Genomic DNA, 15,415 nt, shown 5'->3' with positions numbered 1-15,415 from the left:
GCCTTGCCGGAGACCAGGATTATGCAAATGACTGCCCCCCAAACCGCCGACGCGCTCACGCTCTACGGCCAGACTTTCGCGAGCCGCGTGCTGCTCGGCACCTCGCGCTATCCATCGCTGCAATCGCTGTCCGATTCGATCGACGCAGCGCGGCCCGGCATGGTGACCGTCGCGCTGCGCCGGCAGATGAACGAAGGCGGCGCCGAAGCCGGTTTCTTCGATCTGCTCAAACGCCACGGCGTGCCCCTGTTGCCCAATACGGCCGGCTGCCTGACCGTCGGCGAGGCGGTGACGACCGCGCATATGGCGCGCGAGATTTTCGAAACCGAGTGGATCAAGCTCGAACTGATCGGCGACGACTACACGTTGCAGCCTGACCCGGTCGGCCTGATCGAAGCGGCCACGCAGTTGATCAAGGACGGCTTCAAGGTCCTGCCGTATTGCACCGAAGATCTGGTGATCGGCCGCCGTCTGCTCGATGCGGGCTGCGAGGCGCTGATGCCGTGGGGCGCGCCGATCGGCACCGGCAAGGGCGTGATCAATCCGTACGGCCTGCGCGTGTTGCGTGAGCGCTTGCCCGACGTGCCGCTGATCGTCGACGCGGGCCTCGGCGTGCCGTCTCACGCGGCGCAAGTGATGGAGTGGGGCTTCGACGGCGTGCTGTTGAACACCGCCGTTTCGCAGGCGACGCACCCCGACGCGATGGCGCGCGCCTTCGCGCTGGGCGTTGAAGCGGGCCGCCAGGCTTTTCTGGCGGGGCCGATGGCCGAGCGAGAAAGCGCGCACGCGAGCACGCCGGTGGTCGGCATGCCGTTCTGGCATCAAGACGGGAGCGCCGCATGACGCAAACTTTGCCTTTGACTGGCCGCGACCTCTTCTGGCCGCCCGCTGACGAACTCACCGAAGCCGCCGAGCGGATCCGCGCCCGCCTGGGTGAGTGGCCGCCGACGCATGCGCCGTGGCGCATCTGCCTGACCGCGCCGGACGAGCCGAACGGCGGCGACTTGATCGTCGTCGCCGATGCGCAGCAGCATGGCGAGCAGGTGGCGCGCTGGCAGGTGCAGGGCGCCGGCGTGATCGTCGCGGCCGAGAACGCCGCGACGCTGCATCTGGGGGGCGAGAAATACAGTCTGGAAGGTCATCTGGCGGAAGACTGGATTCCCGCGCTGGCGGCGTTTCTGGACTGCGGTTTCGATCCGCACGACGCGCTGGTGTTGGCGCTGGCGTGGCGCGACGGCGACGAAACCAGAGCGGACGACGCCTTTCCGGCCGATATCGCGCACTTCCCGCGCCTCGCCGGTCTGCCGGCCGCACCGGCGCAAGCGTTCGCGCGTTGCCCCGACCGCCTTGGCCTGTATCCGGTGCTGCCGACTGCGGAGTGGGTTGAACGGGTGGTGGGCTTCGGCGTAAAAACAGTCCAGTTGCGCCGCAAATCGGCCGAACCCGCCGACGAACTGAAGCGCGAAATCGCGCGCTGTGTCGCTGCGGGCCGTGCGCACGATGCTCAGGTTTTCATCAACGATCATTGGCAAGCCGCGCTGGAAGCGGGCGCTTATGGCGTCCACTTGGGTCAGGAAGACGTGCATACGGCCGATCTGCCGGCTCTCGCCGCCGCCGGCATCCGCCTCGGTCTGTCAACGCATGGTTTCTACGAGATTCTGAAGGCACTGCACTTCCGGCCAAGCTACATTGCGTTGGGCGCGGTGTTCCCGACTACCACCAAGGTCATGCCGACCGCGCCGCAGGGCCTCAAGCGTCTGGCGCGGTATGTGCGCCTGCTCGACGGCGTCGTGCCGCTGGTGGCGATCGGCGGAATCGACCTGCAGGTGCTGCCGGACGTGCTGGCGACCGGCGTGGGCTGCGCGGCCGTGGTGCGCGCTGTGACCGAAGCCGCCGACCCGGCTGCCGCGGTTTCTGCGCTGCAACATGCGTTTACGCAATAATCGTCAAGTTAAGCAAAGGGACAGGGCACCTCACGGCAGCATTTCCATGATGGCCCTATAATTCGGCCTTCCGTGTAAAAGGACTGTCAGTTTCGTGTCTTCCTCCCCCGAGACCTTACTCGAGCTGCGCGACGTCGACTTCGGTTATGGCGACCGGCTCGTCCTGTCGAACCTGAATCTGCGCTTCAAGCGCGGCCAGGTCGTCGCGGTTATGGGCGGCTCGGGTTGCGGCAAGACCACGGTGCTGCGCCTGATCGGCGGTCTGGTGCGCGCCCAGCGCGGCCAGATCCTGTTCCACGGCCAGGACATCGGCGCACAAACCCGCGAGGGGCTGTACGCGCTGCGCCGCAAGATGGGCATGCTGTTCCAGTTCGGCGCGTTGTTCACCGACATGTCGGTGTTCGAAAACGTGGCTTTTGCCCTGCGCGAGCACACCGATCTCCCCGAAGAACTGATCCGCGACCTCGTGCTGATGAAGCTCAACGCGGTCGGCTTGCGCGGCGCGCGCGATCTCGCGCCGTCGGAGATTTCGGGCGGTATGGCGCGGCGCGTGGCGCTCGCCCGGGCGATTGCGCTCGACCCCGAGCTGATGATGTACGACGAGCCGTTCGCCGGCCTCGATCCGATCTCGCTCGGCATCACCGCGAACCTGATTCGCGCGCTGAATCAGGCACTTGGCGCAACGTCGATCCTGGTCACGCATGATGTGCCGGAATCGTTCGCGATTGCCGACTACGTCTATTTCCTCGCGAACGGCGGCGTGCATGCGGAAGGCACGCCAGCTGAGTTGCGCGCGTCGACCGATCCTACGGTGCGCCAGTTCATCGACGGTGCGCCGGATGGCCCGTTCAAATTCCACTACCCCAGCCAGACGCCGCTCGCGGCGGACTTCGGCATCGGCGGAGGTCAGTCATGATCAGTTCGATCGGCCGCTCGGTACTCGACGGGCTGGGCACGGCCGGCTACGCCACGCGGTTCTTCTTCCGGCTGCTGTTCGAGTTTTTCCCGTTGCTGCGCCGGCCGCGCCTTGTCACGAAGCAGATCCACTTCGTGGGTAATTATTCGCTGGTGATCATCGCCGTGTCGGGGCTGTTCGTCGGCTTCGTGCTCGGCTTGCAGGGCTATTACACGCTGAACCGCTACGGTTCCGAGCAGGCGTTGGGGCTGCTCGTCGCGCTTTCTCTGGTGCGCGAACTTGGGCCGGTGGTGACCGCATTGCTGTTCGCGGGGCGCGCCGGCACGTCGCTCACGGCCGAGATCGGGCTGATGAAGGCGGGTGAGCAGCTCACCGCCATGGAAATGATGGCGGTGGATCCGGTCAAGGTGGTGGTCGCGCCGCGTCTGTGGGCGGGCATCATTTCGATGCCGATTCTGGCCGCGATCTTTAGCGCGGTCGGCGTGTTCGGCGGTTATGTAGTGGGTGTGCTGCTGATCGGCGTCGATGCCGGCGCGTTCTGGTCGCAGATGCAAGGCGGCGTCGATGTCTGGCGCGATGTCGGCGCCGGGGTCATCAAGAGCGTGGTGTTCGGCCTCGCGGTGACCTTCGTGGCGCTGTTTCAGGGCTATGAAGCCAAGCCGACGCCGGAAGGCGTGTCGCGTGCCACGACCAAGACGGTCGTGTACGCGTCGCTTGCGGTGCTCGGTCTCGATTTTCTGCTGACTGCACTGATGTTCAGCTAAAACTGCGTTGCACGTTTCCGCTCGGCGGGCGCATCTCGGATTGCGCGTGACGGAAACGGGAGCAGCGTGGCGGATTCACTTTGGGATGACGATGAAAAAGACTGCTCTCGACTTCTGGGTCGGCCTGTTCGTGGTGTTGGGTTTCGTGGCGTTGCTGTTTCTCGCGCTGAAGGCCGGCAACATGAGCTCGTTGTCGTTTCAGGCAACGTACCCGGTCAAGCTCAAGTTCGACAATATCGGCGGACTGAAGGCGCGCGCACCGGTGAAGAGCGCCGGCGTGACGGTCGGCCGGGTTGCCTCGATCGGTTTTGACAGCAATGCGTATCAGGCTGTCGTCACGATCGATATCGACAAGCAATACCCGTTTCCGAAAGATACGTCGGCGAAGATTCTGACCTCGGGTCTGCTCGGCGAGCAATACATCGGGCTCGAACCCGGTGGCGACAGCGAGATGCTTAAAGCGGGTGACACAATCTCGATGACACAATCGGCGATTGTGCTGGAAAACCTGATCGGACAATTCCTCTATAGCAAGGCCGCGGACTCGGGCGCAGCCAAGCCGGGTGCGGGTTCGTCCGCACCGGCGGCTGCCCCCGCCACGACGCCCGCGCCGACTCAGCCCGCTTCTGGCGCGGCCGGTCAATAAGGAGAATAAAAATGCAGACCCTACGCTTAAGATGCGTGCGCACCGTCCAGATAGCGACCTTCGTGCTTGCGGCCGCTACGCTCGCCGGCTGCTCGACCGTGCAGACGCCGACCAAGGGCGACCCGCTCGAGGGCTTGAACCGCACGATCTTCACCGTGAACGACAAGCTCGATCAGTACGCGCTGAAGCCGGTTGCGAAGGGCTATGTCTGGGCGACGCCGCAACCGGTGCGCGACAGCGTCACCAACTTCTTCTCGAACATCGGCGACGTCTACATCGCGGCGAACAACCTGCTGCAGTTGAAGATCACCGATGGCGTCGAAGACATCATGCGGATCGTGATCAACACGGTGTTCGGCGTAGGCGGTCTGTTCGACGTGGCGACGCTCGCCAAGCTGCCCAAGCACGACAACGACCTCGGCCTGACGCTCGGCCACTACGGCGTGCCGGCGGGTCCGTACCTCGTGCTGCCGCTGTTCGGGCCGAGCACGGTGCGCGACGCGGTCGGCTCGATCGGCAATTACTATGTGAATCCGCTCAGTTACATTCATCCGGATGGTCTGAGCTGGGCGTTGTATGGTCTGAACGTGATCAACACGCGCGCGAATCTGCTGAATGCAAGCGATGTGCTGGAAGGCGCCGCGCTCGACAAATACTCGTTCGTGCGTAACGCCTATCTGCAACGCCGCCAGTATCTGCTGTCGGACGGTAAGCAGTCGCAGTCGCTGCCGAACTATGGCGACGAAGCGCCGCTGCCCAAGTACGACGACGTCGATAGCGGCGCGGCTGCTGCGCCCGCGGGCACGCAGGGTGCTGCTGCGAAAGCCACGGCCGCGTCCGGTACGGCCGCCGCAACGCCGCCTCAAGCTGCCTCGGCGGCGGCACCGGAAGCGGCTTCCGGCAGCTCCGAATCGCCGCCGCTCGATCTGAACGGCGGTCCTGAAACTACGCAGATCCCGGCCGGCCAACTGGTGCCGCCGACGCGGTTTAACTTCCCCTCATTCAAATTGCATTAATTGGGTGGCCGTAACAGATCGATACGACTCTCGCAGTTTGCGCATGGATTGCTGCTGAACTCGCGTGTTAATGTCGGCTCCAACGGTTGCACTATTTTTAAGGCAAGGCTCGATATGAAAAAACTATTCCTGATTCCGCTGTTTGCTGCGTTGTTTTCTTTCGCCAGTGCCGGTGCATCGGCACAAACCGTCGATTCCAACGCGCCGGACGCCCTGATCAAGACCGTCACGCAGCAGGTGGTCGACGCGGTGCGTGCCGACAAGTCGATCCAGCAAGGCGACATTTCGCACATCACCCAGCTCGTCAACGAAAAGATCCTGCCGTACACCGATTTCCGCCGCACCACGCAACTGGCAATGGGCCGCAACTGGCGCACCGCGACGCCGGAGCAGCAAAACGCCGTGGTCGAGCAGTTCAAGATGTTGCTGATCCGCACGTACTCGGGCGCGTTGGCGCAAGTGCGCGACCAGCAGATCCAATACAAGCCGTTCCGCATGAATCCGGACGACACCGACACGGTGGTGCGCTCGGTCGTGATGAACAACGGCTCGCCGATCGAGCTCGACTACCGCCTGTACAAAACGCCGCAAGGCTGGCGCGTGTATGACATCAACGTGCTCGGCGCGTGGCTGATCCAGGCGTATCAGCAACAGTTCAACGAGCAGATCCAGCAGAAGGGCGTGGACGGACTGATCCAGTTCCTTACGCAGCGTAACCAGCAACTCGCCGCGGGCAAGCAGTCGTGAGCGAAGTGCTGAACGCCGTCGTGAGCCGCTTCGAAAGCGGCGCGACGCTGACCCACGAGAGCGCGAAAGCCGCGCTCGAGGCGGGCTTGCAGCGCATCGCTGCGGGCGCGAACGGCGTGGACTGCGCGCCGCTCGCGCAATTCGACTCGTCGGCGCTCGCCGTCCTGCTCGCGTGGGAGCGTGCCGCCCAGGCACGCGGCGTCGCGTTCGAGATCGTCAACCTGCCGGCTGGTCTCGCCAGCCTTGCACAAGCCTACGGCGTCGACACCCTCATATCGACGCGACATTGACGCTTCCCATAGCGTCACTTCCAATCACCCCGGCTCAGCCGGGGCTGCCGATTTTTGCCCTATAATCAAACGTTTTTTGGGGCATATAACCGGCCCCAATTTCGTCCCTTCCAGTACTTTTGCGCCCCCTCGGGGCTCCTTTAGGCGCCGCGACGCACGCGGCCCACAGTCATGTCAGCCATAGAAATTCGTAACGTCAAGAAGCGCTACAAAGATTTGCAAGCGCTCAAGGGCGTCAGCCTCACGGTGGAAGAAGGCGAGTTCTTCGGACTGCTCGGTCCGAACGGCGCGGGCAAGACGACGCTCATCAGCATCCTCGCCGGTCTTGCGCGTGCCGATGAAGGCAGCATCGCGGTACGTGGCCATGACGTAGTCAGCGATTTCCGCGACGCGCGCCGGGCGCTCGGCGTGGTGCCGCAGGAGCTCGTGTTCGATCCGTTTTTCACGGTGCGCGAAACCTTGCGCATCCAGTCCGGCTATTACGGGCTGCGCAACAACGACGCGTGGATCGACGAGATCATGGCCAATCTCGATCTCACCGAGAAAGCCGACGCCAACATGCGCGCGCTGTCGGGCGGCATGAAGCGCCGCGTGCTCGTGGCGCAGGCGCTGGTGCACCGGCCGCCGGTGATCGTGCTGGATGAGCCGACCGCGGGCGTCGACGTCGAGTTGCGCCAAACCTTGTGGAAATTCATTTCGCGCCTGAATCGCGAAGGGCACACGATCGTGCTAACCACGCACTATCTGGAAGAAGCCGAATCGCTGTGCGACCGCATCGCGATGCTGCGGCGCGGCGAGGTCGTCGCGCTCGAACGCACCAGCACGCTGCTGCAGCGCTTCGCCGGCATGCAGCTGTTCCTGCGCTTTACGCAAGGCGCGTTGCCGGCCGAGTTGCGTCCGCTCGAAGTGGAAAGCGGCCCGGGCAACGGCAATGGCCGTCAGCATCTGCTGCGGCTCGCGAGCTACGACGACGTCGAGCGCATCCTCGCGCAGTGCCGCGCGGCGGGCTGTACGTTCGAAGAAATCGAGGTCCGCAAAGCCGACCTCGAAGATGTGTTCGTTCAGGTGATGAACGGTCCGGAAGTGATCGAGGGGCTGGCATGAGCGGTTATGGTGGTTTCAGCACGCTGTTTTACAAGGAAATCCTGCGTTTCTGGAAGGTGTCGTTCCAGACCGTGCTGGCGCCGGTCATCACCGCGCTGCTGTATCTGACGATTTTCGGCCACGCGCTGCGCGGTCACGTTCAGGTCTATCCGGGTGTCGAGTACACGAGCTTTCTGATTCCCGGGCTCGTGATGATGAGCGTGCTGCAGAACGCCTTTGCGAATAGCTCGTCTTCGCTGATCCAGTCGAAGATCACGGGCAATCTGGTGTTCGTGCTGCTGCCGCCGCTGTCGCACTACGAGATGTTCGGCGCGTATGTGCTCGCTGCCGTGGCGCGGGGTCTTGCAGTCGGCTTCGGCGTGTTCATCGTGACGATCTGGTTCGTGCCGGTTAGCTTCAGTGCGCCGCTTTACATCATCGGGTTCGCGATTTTCGGCGCGGCGATCCTGGGCACGCTCGGTTTGATCGCCGGCATCTGGGCCGAAAAGTTCGATCAGCTTGCCGCATTTCAAAACTTTCTGATTATGCCGCTCACGTTCCTCTCGGGCGTGTTCTACTCGACGCATACGCTGCCACCGGTGTGGCGCGAAGTGTCGCGGCTCAATCCCTTTTTCTACATGATCGACGGCTTTCGCTACGGTTTCTTCGGGATGTCGGATATCAATCCGCTCGTGAGCCTTGCGATAGTTGCCGGTTTCTTTGTGGTGCTGGCCGTGGTGGCGATGCGCATGCTCGCCTCCGGCTACAAACTGCGCCACTGATCAGGAGCATCTCTCATGTTGCCGACTCCCGAACAGGTCAAGCAATACATCGCGGCTGGGCTCGCTTGCCAGCATCTCGAAGTCGAGGGCGACGGTCAGCATTTCTTCGCGACCATCGTTTCGCCGAGCTTCGAAGGCAAGCGTTTGATCGCACGCCATCAACTCGTGTATGCGGCGCTCGGCGACCGCATGCGCGAAGAAATCCACGCGCTCAGCATGAAGACGCTGACGCCCGCCGAATGGCAGAACGCGTAATCTGGAAATTTAGTGCGAATTACTCAAGAAGGACGCGACGCCGGTAGCGGCGCGTCGAACACAGTCAAAGCGGGCCCGGCTGAAGTCCGGGTCGATCAGGAACTGACAGGCATGGATAAACTCGTCATTGAAGGTGGCTACCCGCTGTCGGGTGAGGTCGTCGTCTCAGGTGCCAAGAACGCGGCGTTGCCGATTCTGTGCGCGAGTCTGCTGAGCGCGGAGCCGGTGCATCTGGAGAACGTGCCGGACTTGCAGGACGTGCGTACGATGCTCAAGCTGCTCGGCCAGATGGGCGTGCAGATCGAGAGCGGTGCAGGGCGTGTGTCGCTGGATGCGTCGAAGGTCGATAACCTCGTCGCGCCGTACGAAATGGTGAAGACCATGCGTGCGTCGATCCTGGTGCTCGGCCCGCTGGTGGCGCGCTTCGGTCACGCTCGCGTGTCGCTGCCGGGCGGCTGCGCAATCGGCGCGCGTCCGGTGGATCAGCACATCAAGGGTCTGCAGGCCATGGGCGCGGAGATCACGATCGAGCACGGCTTCATCGAAGCGCGCGCGAAGCGTCTGAAGGGCGCGCGCATCGTGACCGACATGATCACCGTGACGGGTACCGAAAACCTGCTGATGGCAGCGGTGCTGGCCGAGGGCGAAACGGTTATCGAGAACGCGGCGCGTGAACCGGAAGTGGGTGACCTCGCGCATCTGCTGGTCGAGATGGGCGCCAAGATCGAAGGTATCGGCACGGACCGCCTGGTGATACAGGGCGTCGACAAGCTGCACGGCGCGAAGCACACCGTGATTCCGGATCGTATCGAAGCCGGCACGTTCCTGTGCGCGGTCGCGGCTGCCGGCGGCGACGTGACGTTGCGTAAGGTCCGTCCGCTGATTCTCGAAGCCGTCACCGAAAAGCTGCGCGAAGCCGGTGTCACGGTCGAAGAGGGCGACGACTGGATGCGCGTTCGCATGGACAAGCGTCCGAGCGCGGTCAGCTTCCGCACATCCGAATATCCGGCGTTCCCGACCGACATGCAAGCGCAGTTCATGGCGCTCAACACGCTCGCGGACGGCACCTCGCAAGTCGTCGAGACGATCTTCGAGAACCGCTACATGCACGTGCAGGAATTGAACCGCCTCGGCGCGAACATCACGATCGACGGCAACACCGCGCTCGTGACCGGCGTCGAGAAGCTGTCCGGCGCGAAGGTGATGGCAACCGATCTGCGCGCCTCGGCGAGCCTCGTGATCGCCGCGCTGCGTGCCGAAGGCGAAACGCTGATCGACCGCATCTATCACCTGGATCGTGGTTACGACCGGATGGAAACCAAGCTCAACGCCATCGGCGCCAGGGTGCGCCGTATCTCGGGGAGCCAGGCATGAGTTCGATGCCGCAAACGTCGTCTTCGCCGGCCGTGAGCGCACCGCTTACGCTGGCATTGTCGAAAGGGCGTATCTTCGAAGAGACGTTGCCGCTGCTCGCCGCGGCCGGCATTGAAGTCGCCGAAGATCCGGAAACCTCGCGCAAGCTGATCCTGCCCACTACCGACGCGAACCTGCGCGTGATCATCGTGCGCGCGACCGACGTGCCGACTTACGTCGAATACGGCGCAGCCGACTTCGGCGTGGCCGGCAAGGACGTGCTGCTCGAGCACGGCGGCAGCGGGCTGTATCAACCGGTCGACCTGGATATCGCGCGTTGCCGGATGTCGGTCGCGGTGGCGGCCGGTTTCGACTACGCGAACGCGGTGCGCCAGGGCGCACGTCTGCGCGTGGCGACCAAGTACGTTGAAACGGCACGTGAGCATTTTGCCGCCAAGGGCGTGCACGTCGACCTGATCAAGTTGTACGGCTCGATGGAACTGGCGCCGCTGGTCGGCCTCGCCGACGCGATCGTCGATCTGGTGAGCTCGGGCAATACCCTGCGCGCCAACAATCTTGTCGAGGTGGAGGAGATCATGCAGATTTCGTCGCGCCTCGTTGTGAACCAGGCGGCGCTGAAGCTCAAGCGCGCCGCGCTGCGGCCGATCCTCGATGCGTTCGAACGCGCGTCGAAGGCCGGCACCGCAGCAGCCTGAATAGTTTGACCATGCTCGTTTGATCACGCTCTAGCGCGCCTTACCGAAACGGATACCCGTATGTCTATCAAGATTCGCAAACTCGATTCCAGCGCACCCGACTTTCAAAAGTCGCTGCACGCGGTGCTCGCGTTCGAGGCGAGCGAAGACGAAGCAATCGAGCGCTCGGTCGCGCAGATTCTGAATGACGTGAAGGCGCGCGGCGACGCCGCGGTGCTCGAGTACACGAACCGCTTCGACCGTGTCGAGGCGAAGAGCGTCGCGGCGCTCGAGTTGCCGATGTCCGAACTCGAAGCGGCGCTCGAAGGCCTGGAGCCGAAGCGCCGTGCGGCACTCGAAGCGGCGGCGGCGCGCGTGCGCGGTTACCACGAGAAGCAGAAGATCGAATGCGGCAGTCATAGCTGGCAGTACACGGAAGCCGACGGCACCGTGCTCGGCCAGAAGGTCACGCCGCTCGATCGCGCGGGTATTTATGTGCCGGGCGGTAAGGCGGCGTATCCGTCGTCGGTGCTGATGAACGCGATTCCGGCGCGCGTGGCCGGCGTGCGCGAAATCGTCATGGTCGTGCCTACGCCGGACGGCGTGAAGAATCCGCTGGTGCTGGCGGCTGCGCTTCTGGGCGGCGTGGATCGCGTGTTTACGATCGGCGGCGCGCAGGCGGTGGGCGCATTGGCGTACGGCACGGAAACTGTGCCGGCGGTCGACAAGATCTGCGGCCCGGGCAACGCTTATGTCGCGTCGGCCAAGCGCCGCGTGTTCGGCACGGTCGGTATCGACATGATCGCCGGGCCGTCGGAAATTCTCGTGCTGTGCGACGGCACGACGGACCCGCGCTGGATCGCGATGGACCTGTTCTCGCAGGCCGAGCATGACGAGCTCGCGCAATCCATCCTGCTGTGCCCGGACGATGCATTCATCGCCCGCGTGCGCGACGCGATCAACGAACTGCTGCCGACCATGCCGCGTCAGGACGTGATCCGCGCGTCGCTCGAAGGACGTGGTGCGCTGATCAAGGTGCGCGATATGGCCGAAGCCTGCGCGATCGCCAACGACATCGCGCCGGAACACCTCGAAATCTCCGCACTGGAGCCGCATCAATGGGGCCAGTTGATCCGCCATGCCGGCGCGATCTTCCTCGGCCGCTACACCAGCGAAAGCCTCGGCGACTACTGCGCGGGGCCGAACCACGTGCTGCCTACGTCGCGTACCGCACGGTTCTCGTCACCTTTGGGCGTCTATGATTTCTTCAAGCGTTCGAGCGTGATCGAGGTCAGTGCGGAAGGCGCGCAGACGCTTGGCGAGATCGCCGCCGAACTCGCTTACGGCGAAGGCCTGCAGGCGCATGCCCGCAGCGCCGAATACCGGATGCGGCAGAACGGCTGAAGGTGGGGTGCAAGTGCCTGAATGCGGCGAACCCGCTGACGGAGCAAGCGGGCGCAAACCGATGCCCGCGAACCTCACCGACGGATTTCACGCGTTTCCCCGTTAAATAACGACAATACAGACCAACCTGGAGCGGCCGGCGTGCCGCCGATGCCAGGCCGGATTCTCCCTTGCGGCCCGGTCCGCTGACTTATGACGACACCTCAAGACATCATCCGCCGCGACGTGCTCGCGATGACGAGCTATCCGGTTCCGGACGCTACGGGTTATATCAAGCTCGACGCGATGGAAAATCCGTTTCCGTTGCCGCCGGTGCTTGCCGCGCACCTGGGCGAGCATCTGGCCGGCGTCGCGCTAAACCGTTACCCCGCGCCGCGCCCGGAAGCGTTGATCGAAAAGATCAAGCGTGTGATGGGGGTGCCCGCCGGGTGCGACGTGCTGCTCGGCAACGGCTCGGATGAAATCATCAGCATGGTGTCGGTGGCGTGCGCGAAGCCGGGCGCCAAGGTGCTCGCGCCGATGCCGGGTTTCGTCATGTATCAGATGTCGGCGAAGCTGGCGAATCTGGAATTCATCGGCGTGCCGCTGAAGCCCGATTTCACGCTCGACGCCGAAGCGATGCTGGCGGCGATCGCCGAGCATGAACCGGCGATCGTCTATCTGGCCTATCCGAACAACCCGACCGGCACGCTCTACGACGACGCGGACATGGAGCGCATCATCGCCGCGGCGAGCAAAAGCCTGGTAGTGATCGACGAGGCGTACCAGCCGTTCGCGCAGCAAAGCTGGTTGCCGCGCGCCGATGCGTTCGACAACGTCGTCGTGATGCGAACCGTGTCCAAGCTCGGCCTGGCCGGCATCCGTCTGGGTTATCTGGTCGGCAAGCCCGCCTGGCTCACGGAATTCGACAAGGTGAGGCCGCCCTACAACACCAACGTGCTGACGCAAGCCGCCGCCGATTTCCTGCTCGACCATGTCGACGTGCTCGACGCCCAGGCCGCGCAATTGCGCGAGGAACGCACGAAACTCGCGCAGGCCGTGGCTCAGTTGCCGGGCGCCGAAGTGTTCCCGAGCGCCGGCAACTTCCTGCTGGTGAGGGTGCCGGATGCATCCGTTATGTTCGAAACGCTGCTGGCAGCACGGGTTTTGATCAAAAACGTGAGTAAAATGCACCCATTGCTGGTCAATTGCGTGCGTTTGACGGTCGGCTCGCCCGAAGAAAACGCCCAATTGGTCGCCGGACTGAAACTCGTGCTGCACTGAACGGCGTGCCGAATGGCCGTGTGAACGCGTTTCCCTACTGCGAAAAGCGCGCGCGGCCCGCCGTGTTCCCATCCCACACTACTAATGCTTTCTAGCTAGATTCGAGGAATTACCATGCGCCTTGCGGAAGTCGTTCGCAACACCAGCGAAACGCAGATCCGTGTGAAGATCAATCTGGACGGCACCGGTCAGCAGAAGCTGGCCACCGGTGTGCCGTTTCTTGATCACATGCTCGACCAGATCGCACGACACGGGTTGTTCGATCTCGACATCGAAGCGCATGGCGACCTCGAAATCGACGACCACCACACGGTCGAAGACGTCGGCATCACGCTCGGCCAGGCCGTTGCGAAGGCAATCGGCGACCGCAAGGGCATCCGTCGCTACGGTCATTCTTACGTGCCGCTCGACGAAGCGCTGTCGCGCGTCGTGATCGATTTTTCCGGTCGTCCGGGCCTCGAGTTCCACGTGCCGTTCACGCGCGCGCGCATCGGCACGTTCGACGTCGATCTCTCCATCGAATTTTTCCGCGGCTTCGTGAATCACGCCGGCGTCACACTGCATATCGACAACCTGCGCGGCCTGAACGCCCATCATCAGATGGAAACGGTGTTCAAGGCGTTCGGGCGCGCATTGCGCATGGCCGTCGAGATGGACGAACGCGCGGCGGGGCAGATTCCGTCGACCAAGGGCAGCCTTTAAGCGCTCATTTATCCGCTCGCTGAGCGGCGCTTTGGCTGGCTTGACTGGCTCATTGGGCGCCTCGTGGAGCGGATTTAGAACCTGGACCGGCCGCTTGCGCGTGTCCGGTGTGCGATGGACATTCTGAAGTCGTTTATTTCGCTGCTGGCGCTGATCAACCCGGTCGGCGCTATCCCGTTTTTCATGAGCCTGACGGCAAATCAGAGCGACGTGGAGCGGCGCAGAACCATCCGGATCGCGGCGATTTCGGTGTTCTGCGTGATTGCGGTAACCACGCTGCTCGGCCAGCAGATCATCAGTTTCTTTGGCATTTCGGTGGGATCGCTCGAAGTCGGCGGCGGGATCATCATGCTGCTGATGGCGATCAACATGCTGAACGCGCAGATCGGCAACAGCCGTTCGACGCCGGAAGAGCGCCATGAAGCCGAGCAGAAGGACAATATCGCGGTCGTGCCGCTCGCGATTCCGCTGTTGACGGGCCCGGGCGCGATCAGCACCACGATCATCTACGCAGCCGGCTCGACGCACTGGTACGACCGGCTGAGTCTCGTCGCAATCGGCGCGGTGCTGGCGGCAATCTGCTTTTTTTCGCTGCGGCTCGCTGAACCGATCGCTCGCTGGGTCGGTCGCACGGGTATCAATATCGGCACGCGGCTCATGGGTTTGATGTTGTCGGCGCTGGCGGTGGAATTCATCGTCGACGGATTGAAGGCATTGCTGCCTAACTTGAAATGAAAACTTCGATAGCGATTGTGGATTACGGAATGGGCAACCTGCGCTCGGTTGCTCAGGCATTGCGCAAAGCCGCGCCGGAAGCGGACGTGGCGATCGTCGATCGGCCCGAAGCGATCCGCTCGGCCGACCGCGTGGTGCTGCCCGGCCAGGGCGCGATGCCCGACTGCATGCGCAGTCTGGCCGAATCCGGCCTGCAGGAAGCGGTCATTGAAGCTTCGCGCAACAAGCCGCTGATGGGCGTGTGCGTGGGCGAGCAGATGCTGTTCGACTGGAGCGCCGAGGGCGATACACCCGGCCTCGGCCTGTTGCCCGGCAAGGTGCTGCGTTTCGACCTGGAAGGCCAGGTGCAGGACGACGGCTCGCGCTTCAAGGTCCCGCAAATGGGCTGGAACCGCGTGCGCCAGGCGCAGCCGCATCCGTTGTGGGACGGCGTCGCCGATAACGCGTTCTTCTACTTCGTGCACAGCTATTACGTCGCGCCGGACAACGCCGCCCATACCTCGGGCGAAACGGTGTACGGTGTGCCCTTTACCTCGGCGGTGGCGCGGGATAACATCTTCGCGACCCAATTCCACCCGGAAAAGAGCGCCGAAGCGGGGCTGCGCGTGTATCGCAACTTCGTGCACTGGAACCCGTGAGCGCCTTTCTTCATCCTGTTGCCGCGCGCCGTTCCGCCACAAGCGGGGCGTTGGCGGTGCGCCGCAACCGCAGCAAGACGATTTCGCTCCATGCGTTCCAGAACGGCGCTCCGCAAGGGCGTCGAAAGAGTTGTACTAAACTAGCGAAACGGCGTTGTGGCGGACTGGTTTGTCAGCCGCTGC

Annotated in this window: 18 protein-coding genes; all 18 read left to right on the top strand. The window is 63.4% G+C overall.

Annotation, left to right across the window (positions count from 1 at the left end; translation table 11 throughout):
• Positions 1–27 precede the first annotated feature (27 nt).
• The 18 genes from ACOSV0_RS18205 to hisH all read left to right on the top strand — a co-directional run bounded on the left by ACOSV0_RS18205 (position 28) and on the right by hisH (position 15,232).
• Positions 28–843, top strand: a complete 816-nt coding sequence (locus ACOSV0_RS18205) for a thiazole synthase (protein WP_434107507.1) — start codon at positions 28–30, stop codon at positions 841–843.
• The gene (gene thiE / locus ACOSV0_RS18200; RefSeq protein WP_434107506.1) at positions 840–1,943 is read left to right on the top strand and encodes a thiamine phosphate synthase; all 1,104 of its coding nucleotides are present in this window, start codon (positions 840–842) and stop codon (positions 1,941–1,943) included. Before ACOSV0_RS18205 ends, thiE begins: the two co-directional genes overlap by 4 nt.
• A 94-nt stretch (positions 1,944–2,037) precedes the next feature.
• Positions 2,038–2,859: an ABC transporter ATP-binding protein gene (locus ACOSV0_RS18195; protein WP_434107505.1), complete on the top strand. Its 822-nt coding sequence runs from the start codon at positions 2,038–2,040 to the stop codon at positions 2,857–2,859.
• Positions 2,856–3,623: a lipid asymmetry maintenance ABC transporter permease subunit MlaE gene (mlaE, locus tag ACOSV0_RS18190; RefSeq protein WP_434107504.1), complete on the top strand. Its 768-nt coding sequence runs from the start codon at positions 2,856–2,858 to the stop codon at positions 3,621–3,623. The genes ACOSV0_RS18195 and mlaE overlap by 4 nt, the downstream gene beginning before the upstream one ends.
• 91 nt (positions 3,624–3,714) lie before the next feature.
• Entirely contained in the window at positions 3,715–4,269 is a 555-nt protein-coding gene (mlaD, locus tag ACOSV0_RS18185; protein ID WP_434107503.1) for an outer membrane lipid asymmetry maintenance protein MlaD, read from the top strand.
• Positions 4,270–4,280: 11 nt separating this feature from the next.
• Complete coding sequence (locus ACOSV0_RS18180) at positions 4,281–5,285, top strand: MlaA family lipoprotein (protein ID WP_434107502.1); 1,005 nt, start codon at positions 4,281–4,283, stop codon at positions 5,283–5,285.
• 114 nt (positions 5,286–5,399) lie between these two features.
• A complete protein-coding gene (locus tag ACOSV0_RS18175) occupies positions 5,400–6,032 on the top strand; it encodes an MlaC/ttg2D family ABC transporter substrate-binding protein (RefSeq protein ID WP_434107501.1) in 633 nt (210 codons plus the stop codon).
• A 20-nt stretch (positions 6,033–6,052) separates the two neighbouring features.
• Positions 6,053–6,322 (top strand): STAS domain-containing protein, encoded by a 270-nt coding sequence (locus ACOSV0_RS18170; RefSeq protein ID WP_434110330.1) that lies wholly within the window; start codon positions 6,053–6,055, stop codon positions 6,320–6,322.
• A 171-nt stretch (positions 6,323–6,493) separates the two neighbouring features.
• Complete coding sequence (locus tag ACOSV0_RS18165; RefSeq protein WP_434107500.1) at positions 6,494–7,426, top strand: ABC transporter ATP-binding protein; 933 nt, start codon at positions 6,494–6,496, stop codon at positions 7,424–7,426.
• Positions 7,423–8,187 carry an ABC transporter permease gene (locus ACOSV0_RS18160; protein WP_434107499.1) on the top strand — a complete coding sequence of 255 codons (765 nt, stop codon included), beginning with the start codon at positions 7,423–7,425 and terminating at the stop codon, positions 8,185–8,187. Before ACOSV0_RS18165 ends, ACOSV0_RS18160 begins: the two co-directional genes overlap by 4 nt.
• A gap of 15 nt (positions 8,188–8,202) precedes the next feature.
• Positions 8,203–8,442 carry a BolA family protein gene (locus tag ACOSV0_RS18155; protein WP_028199637.1) on the top strand — a complete coding sequence of 80 codons (240 nt, stop codon included), beginning with the start codon at positions 8,203–8,205 and terminating at the stop codon, positions 8,440–8,442.
• Between the two features lie 18 nt (positions 8,443–8,460).
• Entirely contained in the window at positions 8,461–9,816 is a 1,356-nt protein-coding gene (murA, locus tag ACOSV0_RS18150; protein ID WP_434110328.1) for a UDP-N-acetylglucosamine 1-carboxyvinyltransferase, read from the top strand.
• The gene (gene hisG, locus ACOSV0_RS18145; RefSeq protein ID WP_115781172.1) at positions 9,813–10,511 is read left to right on the top strand and encodes an ATP phosphoribosyltransferase; all 699 of its coding nucleotides are present in this window, start codon (positions 9,813–9,815) and stop codon (positions 10,509–10,511) included. Before murA ends, hisG begins: the two co-directional genes overlap by 4 nt.
• 60 nt (positions 10,512–10,571) lie before the next feature.
• Positions 10,572–11,894 carry a histidinol dehydrogenase gene (gene hisD, locus ACOSV0_RS18140; RefSeq protein ID WP_200619824.1) on the top strand — a complete coding sequence of 441 codons (1,323 nt, stop codon included), beginning with the start codon at positions 10,572–10,574 and terminating at the stop codon, positions 11,892–11,894.
• 192 nt (positions 11,895–12,086) lie between these two features.
• A complete protein-coding gene (hisC, locus tag ACOSV0_RS18135; protein ID WP_434107497.1) occupies positions 12,087–13,157 on the top strand; it encodes a histidinol-phosphate transaminase in 1,071 nt (356 codons plus the stop codon).
• Between the two features lie 114 nt (positions 13,158–13,271).
• Positions 13,272–13,859, top strand: a complete 588-nt coding sequence (gene hisB, locus ACOSV0_RS18130) for an imidazoleglycerol-phosphate dehydratase HisB (protein ID WP_054036619.1) — start codon at positions 13,272–13,274, stop codon at positions 13,857–13,859.
• Between the two features lie 114 nt (positions 13,860–13,973).
• Positions 13,974–14,594, top strand: coding sequence for a MarC family protein (locus ACOSV0_RS18125; RefSeq protein ID WP_434107496.1), 621 nt, complete (start codon positions 13,974–13,976; stop codon positions 14,592–14,594).
• Positions 14,591–15,232, top strand: coding sequence for an imidazole glycerol phosphate synthase subunit HisH (hisH, locus tag ACOSV0_RS18120; protein WP_434107494.1), 642 nt, complete (start codon positions 14,591–14,593; stop codon positions 15,230–15,232). The genes ACOSV0_RS18125 and hisH overlap by 4 nt, the downstream gene beginning before the upstream one ends.
• Positions 15,233–15,415: the final 183 nt, after the last annotated feature.

This window comes from Paraburkholderia caffeinilytica (assembly GCF_051027425.1).
Classification (GTDB): Bacteria; Pseudomonadota; Gammaproteobacteria; order Burkholderiales; family Burkholderiaceae; genus Paraburkholderia; species Paraburkholderia caffeinilytica_A.
The sequence above is the reverse complement of the archived record's forward strand: the minus strand, read 5'-3'. Positions and strand labels throughout refer to the sequence as shown.

Bases quoted from the DNA above. Each gene is read 5' to 3' on its own strand.
- thiE (WP_434107506.1), top strand. From the start codon at position 840: ATGACGCAAACTTTGCCTTTGACTGGCCGCGACCTCTTCTGGCCGCCC.
- mlaE (WP_434107504.1), top strand. From the start codon at position 2,856: ATGATCAGTTCGATCGGCCGCTCGGTACTCGACGGGCTGGGCACGGCC.
- ACOSV0_RS18180 (WP_434107502.1), top strand. From the start codon at position 4,281: ATGCAGACCCTACGCTTAAGATGCGTGCGCACCGTCCAGATAGCGACC.
- hisB (WP_054036619.1), top strand. From the start codon at position 13,272: ATGCGCCTTGCGGAAGTCGTTCGCAACACCAGCGAAACGCAGATCCGT.
- ACOSV0_RS18205 (WP_434107507.1), top strand. From the start codon at position 28: ATGACTGCCCCCCAAACCGCCGACGCGCTCACGCTCTACGGCCAGACT.
- hisC (WP_434107497.1), top strand. From the start codon at position 12,087: ATGACGACACCTCAAGACATCATCCGCCGCGACGTGCTCGCGATGACG.
- ACOSV0_RS18165 (WP_434107500.1), top strand. From the start codon at position 6,494: ATGTCAGCCATAGAAATTCGTAACGTCAAGAAGCGCTACAAAGATTTG.
- hisH (WP_434107494.1), top strand. From the start codon at position 14,591: ATGAAAACTTCGATAGCGATTGTGGATTACGGAATGGGCAACCTGCGC.
- ACOSV0_RS18125 (WP_434107496.1), top strand. From the start codon at position 13,974: ATGGACATTCTGAAGTCGTTTATTTCGCTGCTGGCGCTGATCAACCCG.
- hisG (WP_115781172.1), top strand. From the start codon at position 9,813: ATGAGTTCGATGCCGCAAACGTCGTCTTCGCCGGCCGTGAGCGCACCG.
- hisD (WP_200619824.1), top strand. From the start codon at position 10,572: ATGTCTATCAAGATTCGCAAACTCGATTCCAGCGCACCCGACTTTCAA.
- ACOSV0_RS18175 (WP_434107501.1), top strand. From the start codon at position 5,400: ATGAAAAAACTATTCCTGATTCCGCTGTTTGCTGCGTTGTTTTCTTTC.
- ACOSV0_RS18155 (WP_028199637.1), top strand. From the start codon at position 8,203: ATGTTGCCGACTCCCGAACAGGTCAAGCAATACATCGCGGCTGGGCTC.
- ACOSV0_RS18160 (WP_434107499.1), top strand. From the start codon at position 7,423: ATGAGCGGTTATGGTGGTTTCAGCACGCTGTTTTACAAGGAAATCCTG.
- mlaD (WP_434107503.1), top strand. From the start codon at position 3,715: ATGAAAAAGACTGCTCTCGACTTCTGGGTCGGCCTGTTCGTGGTGTTG.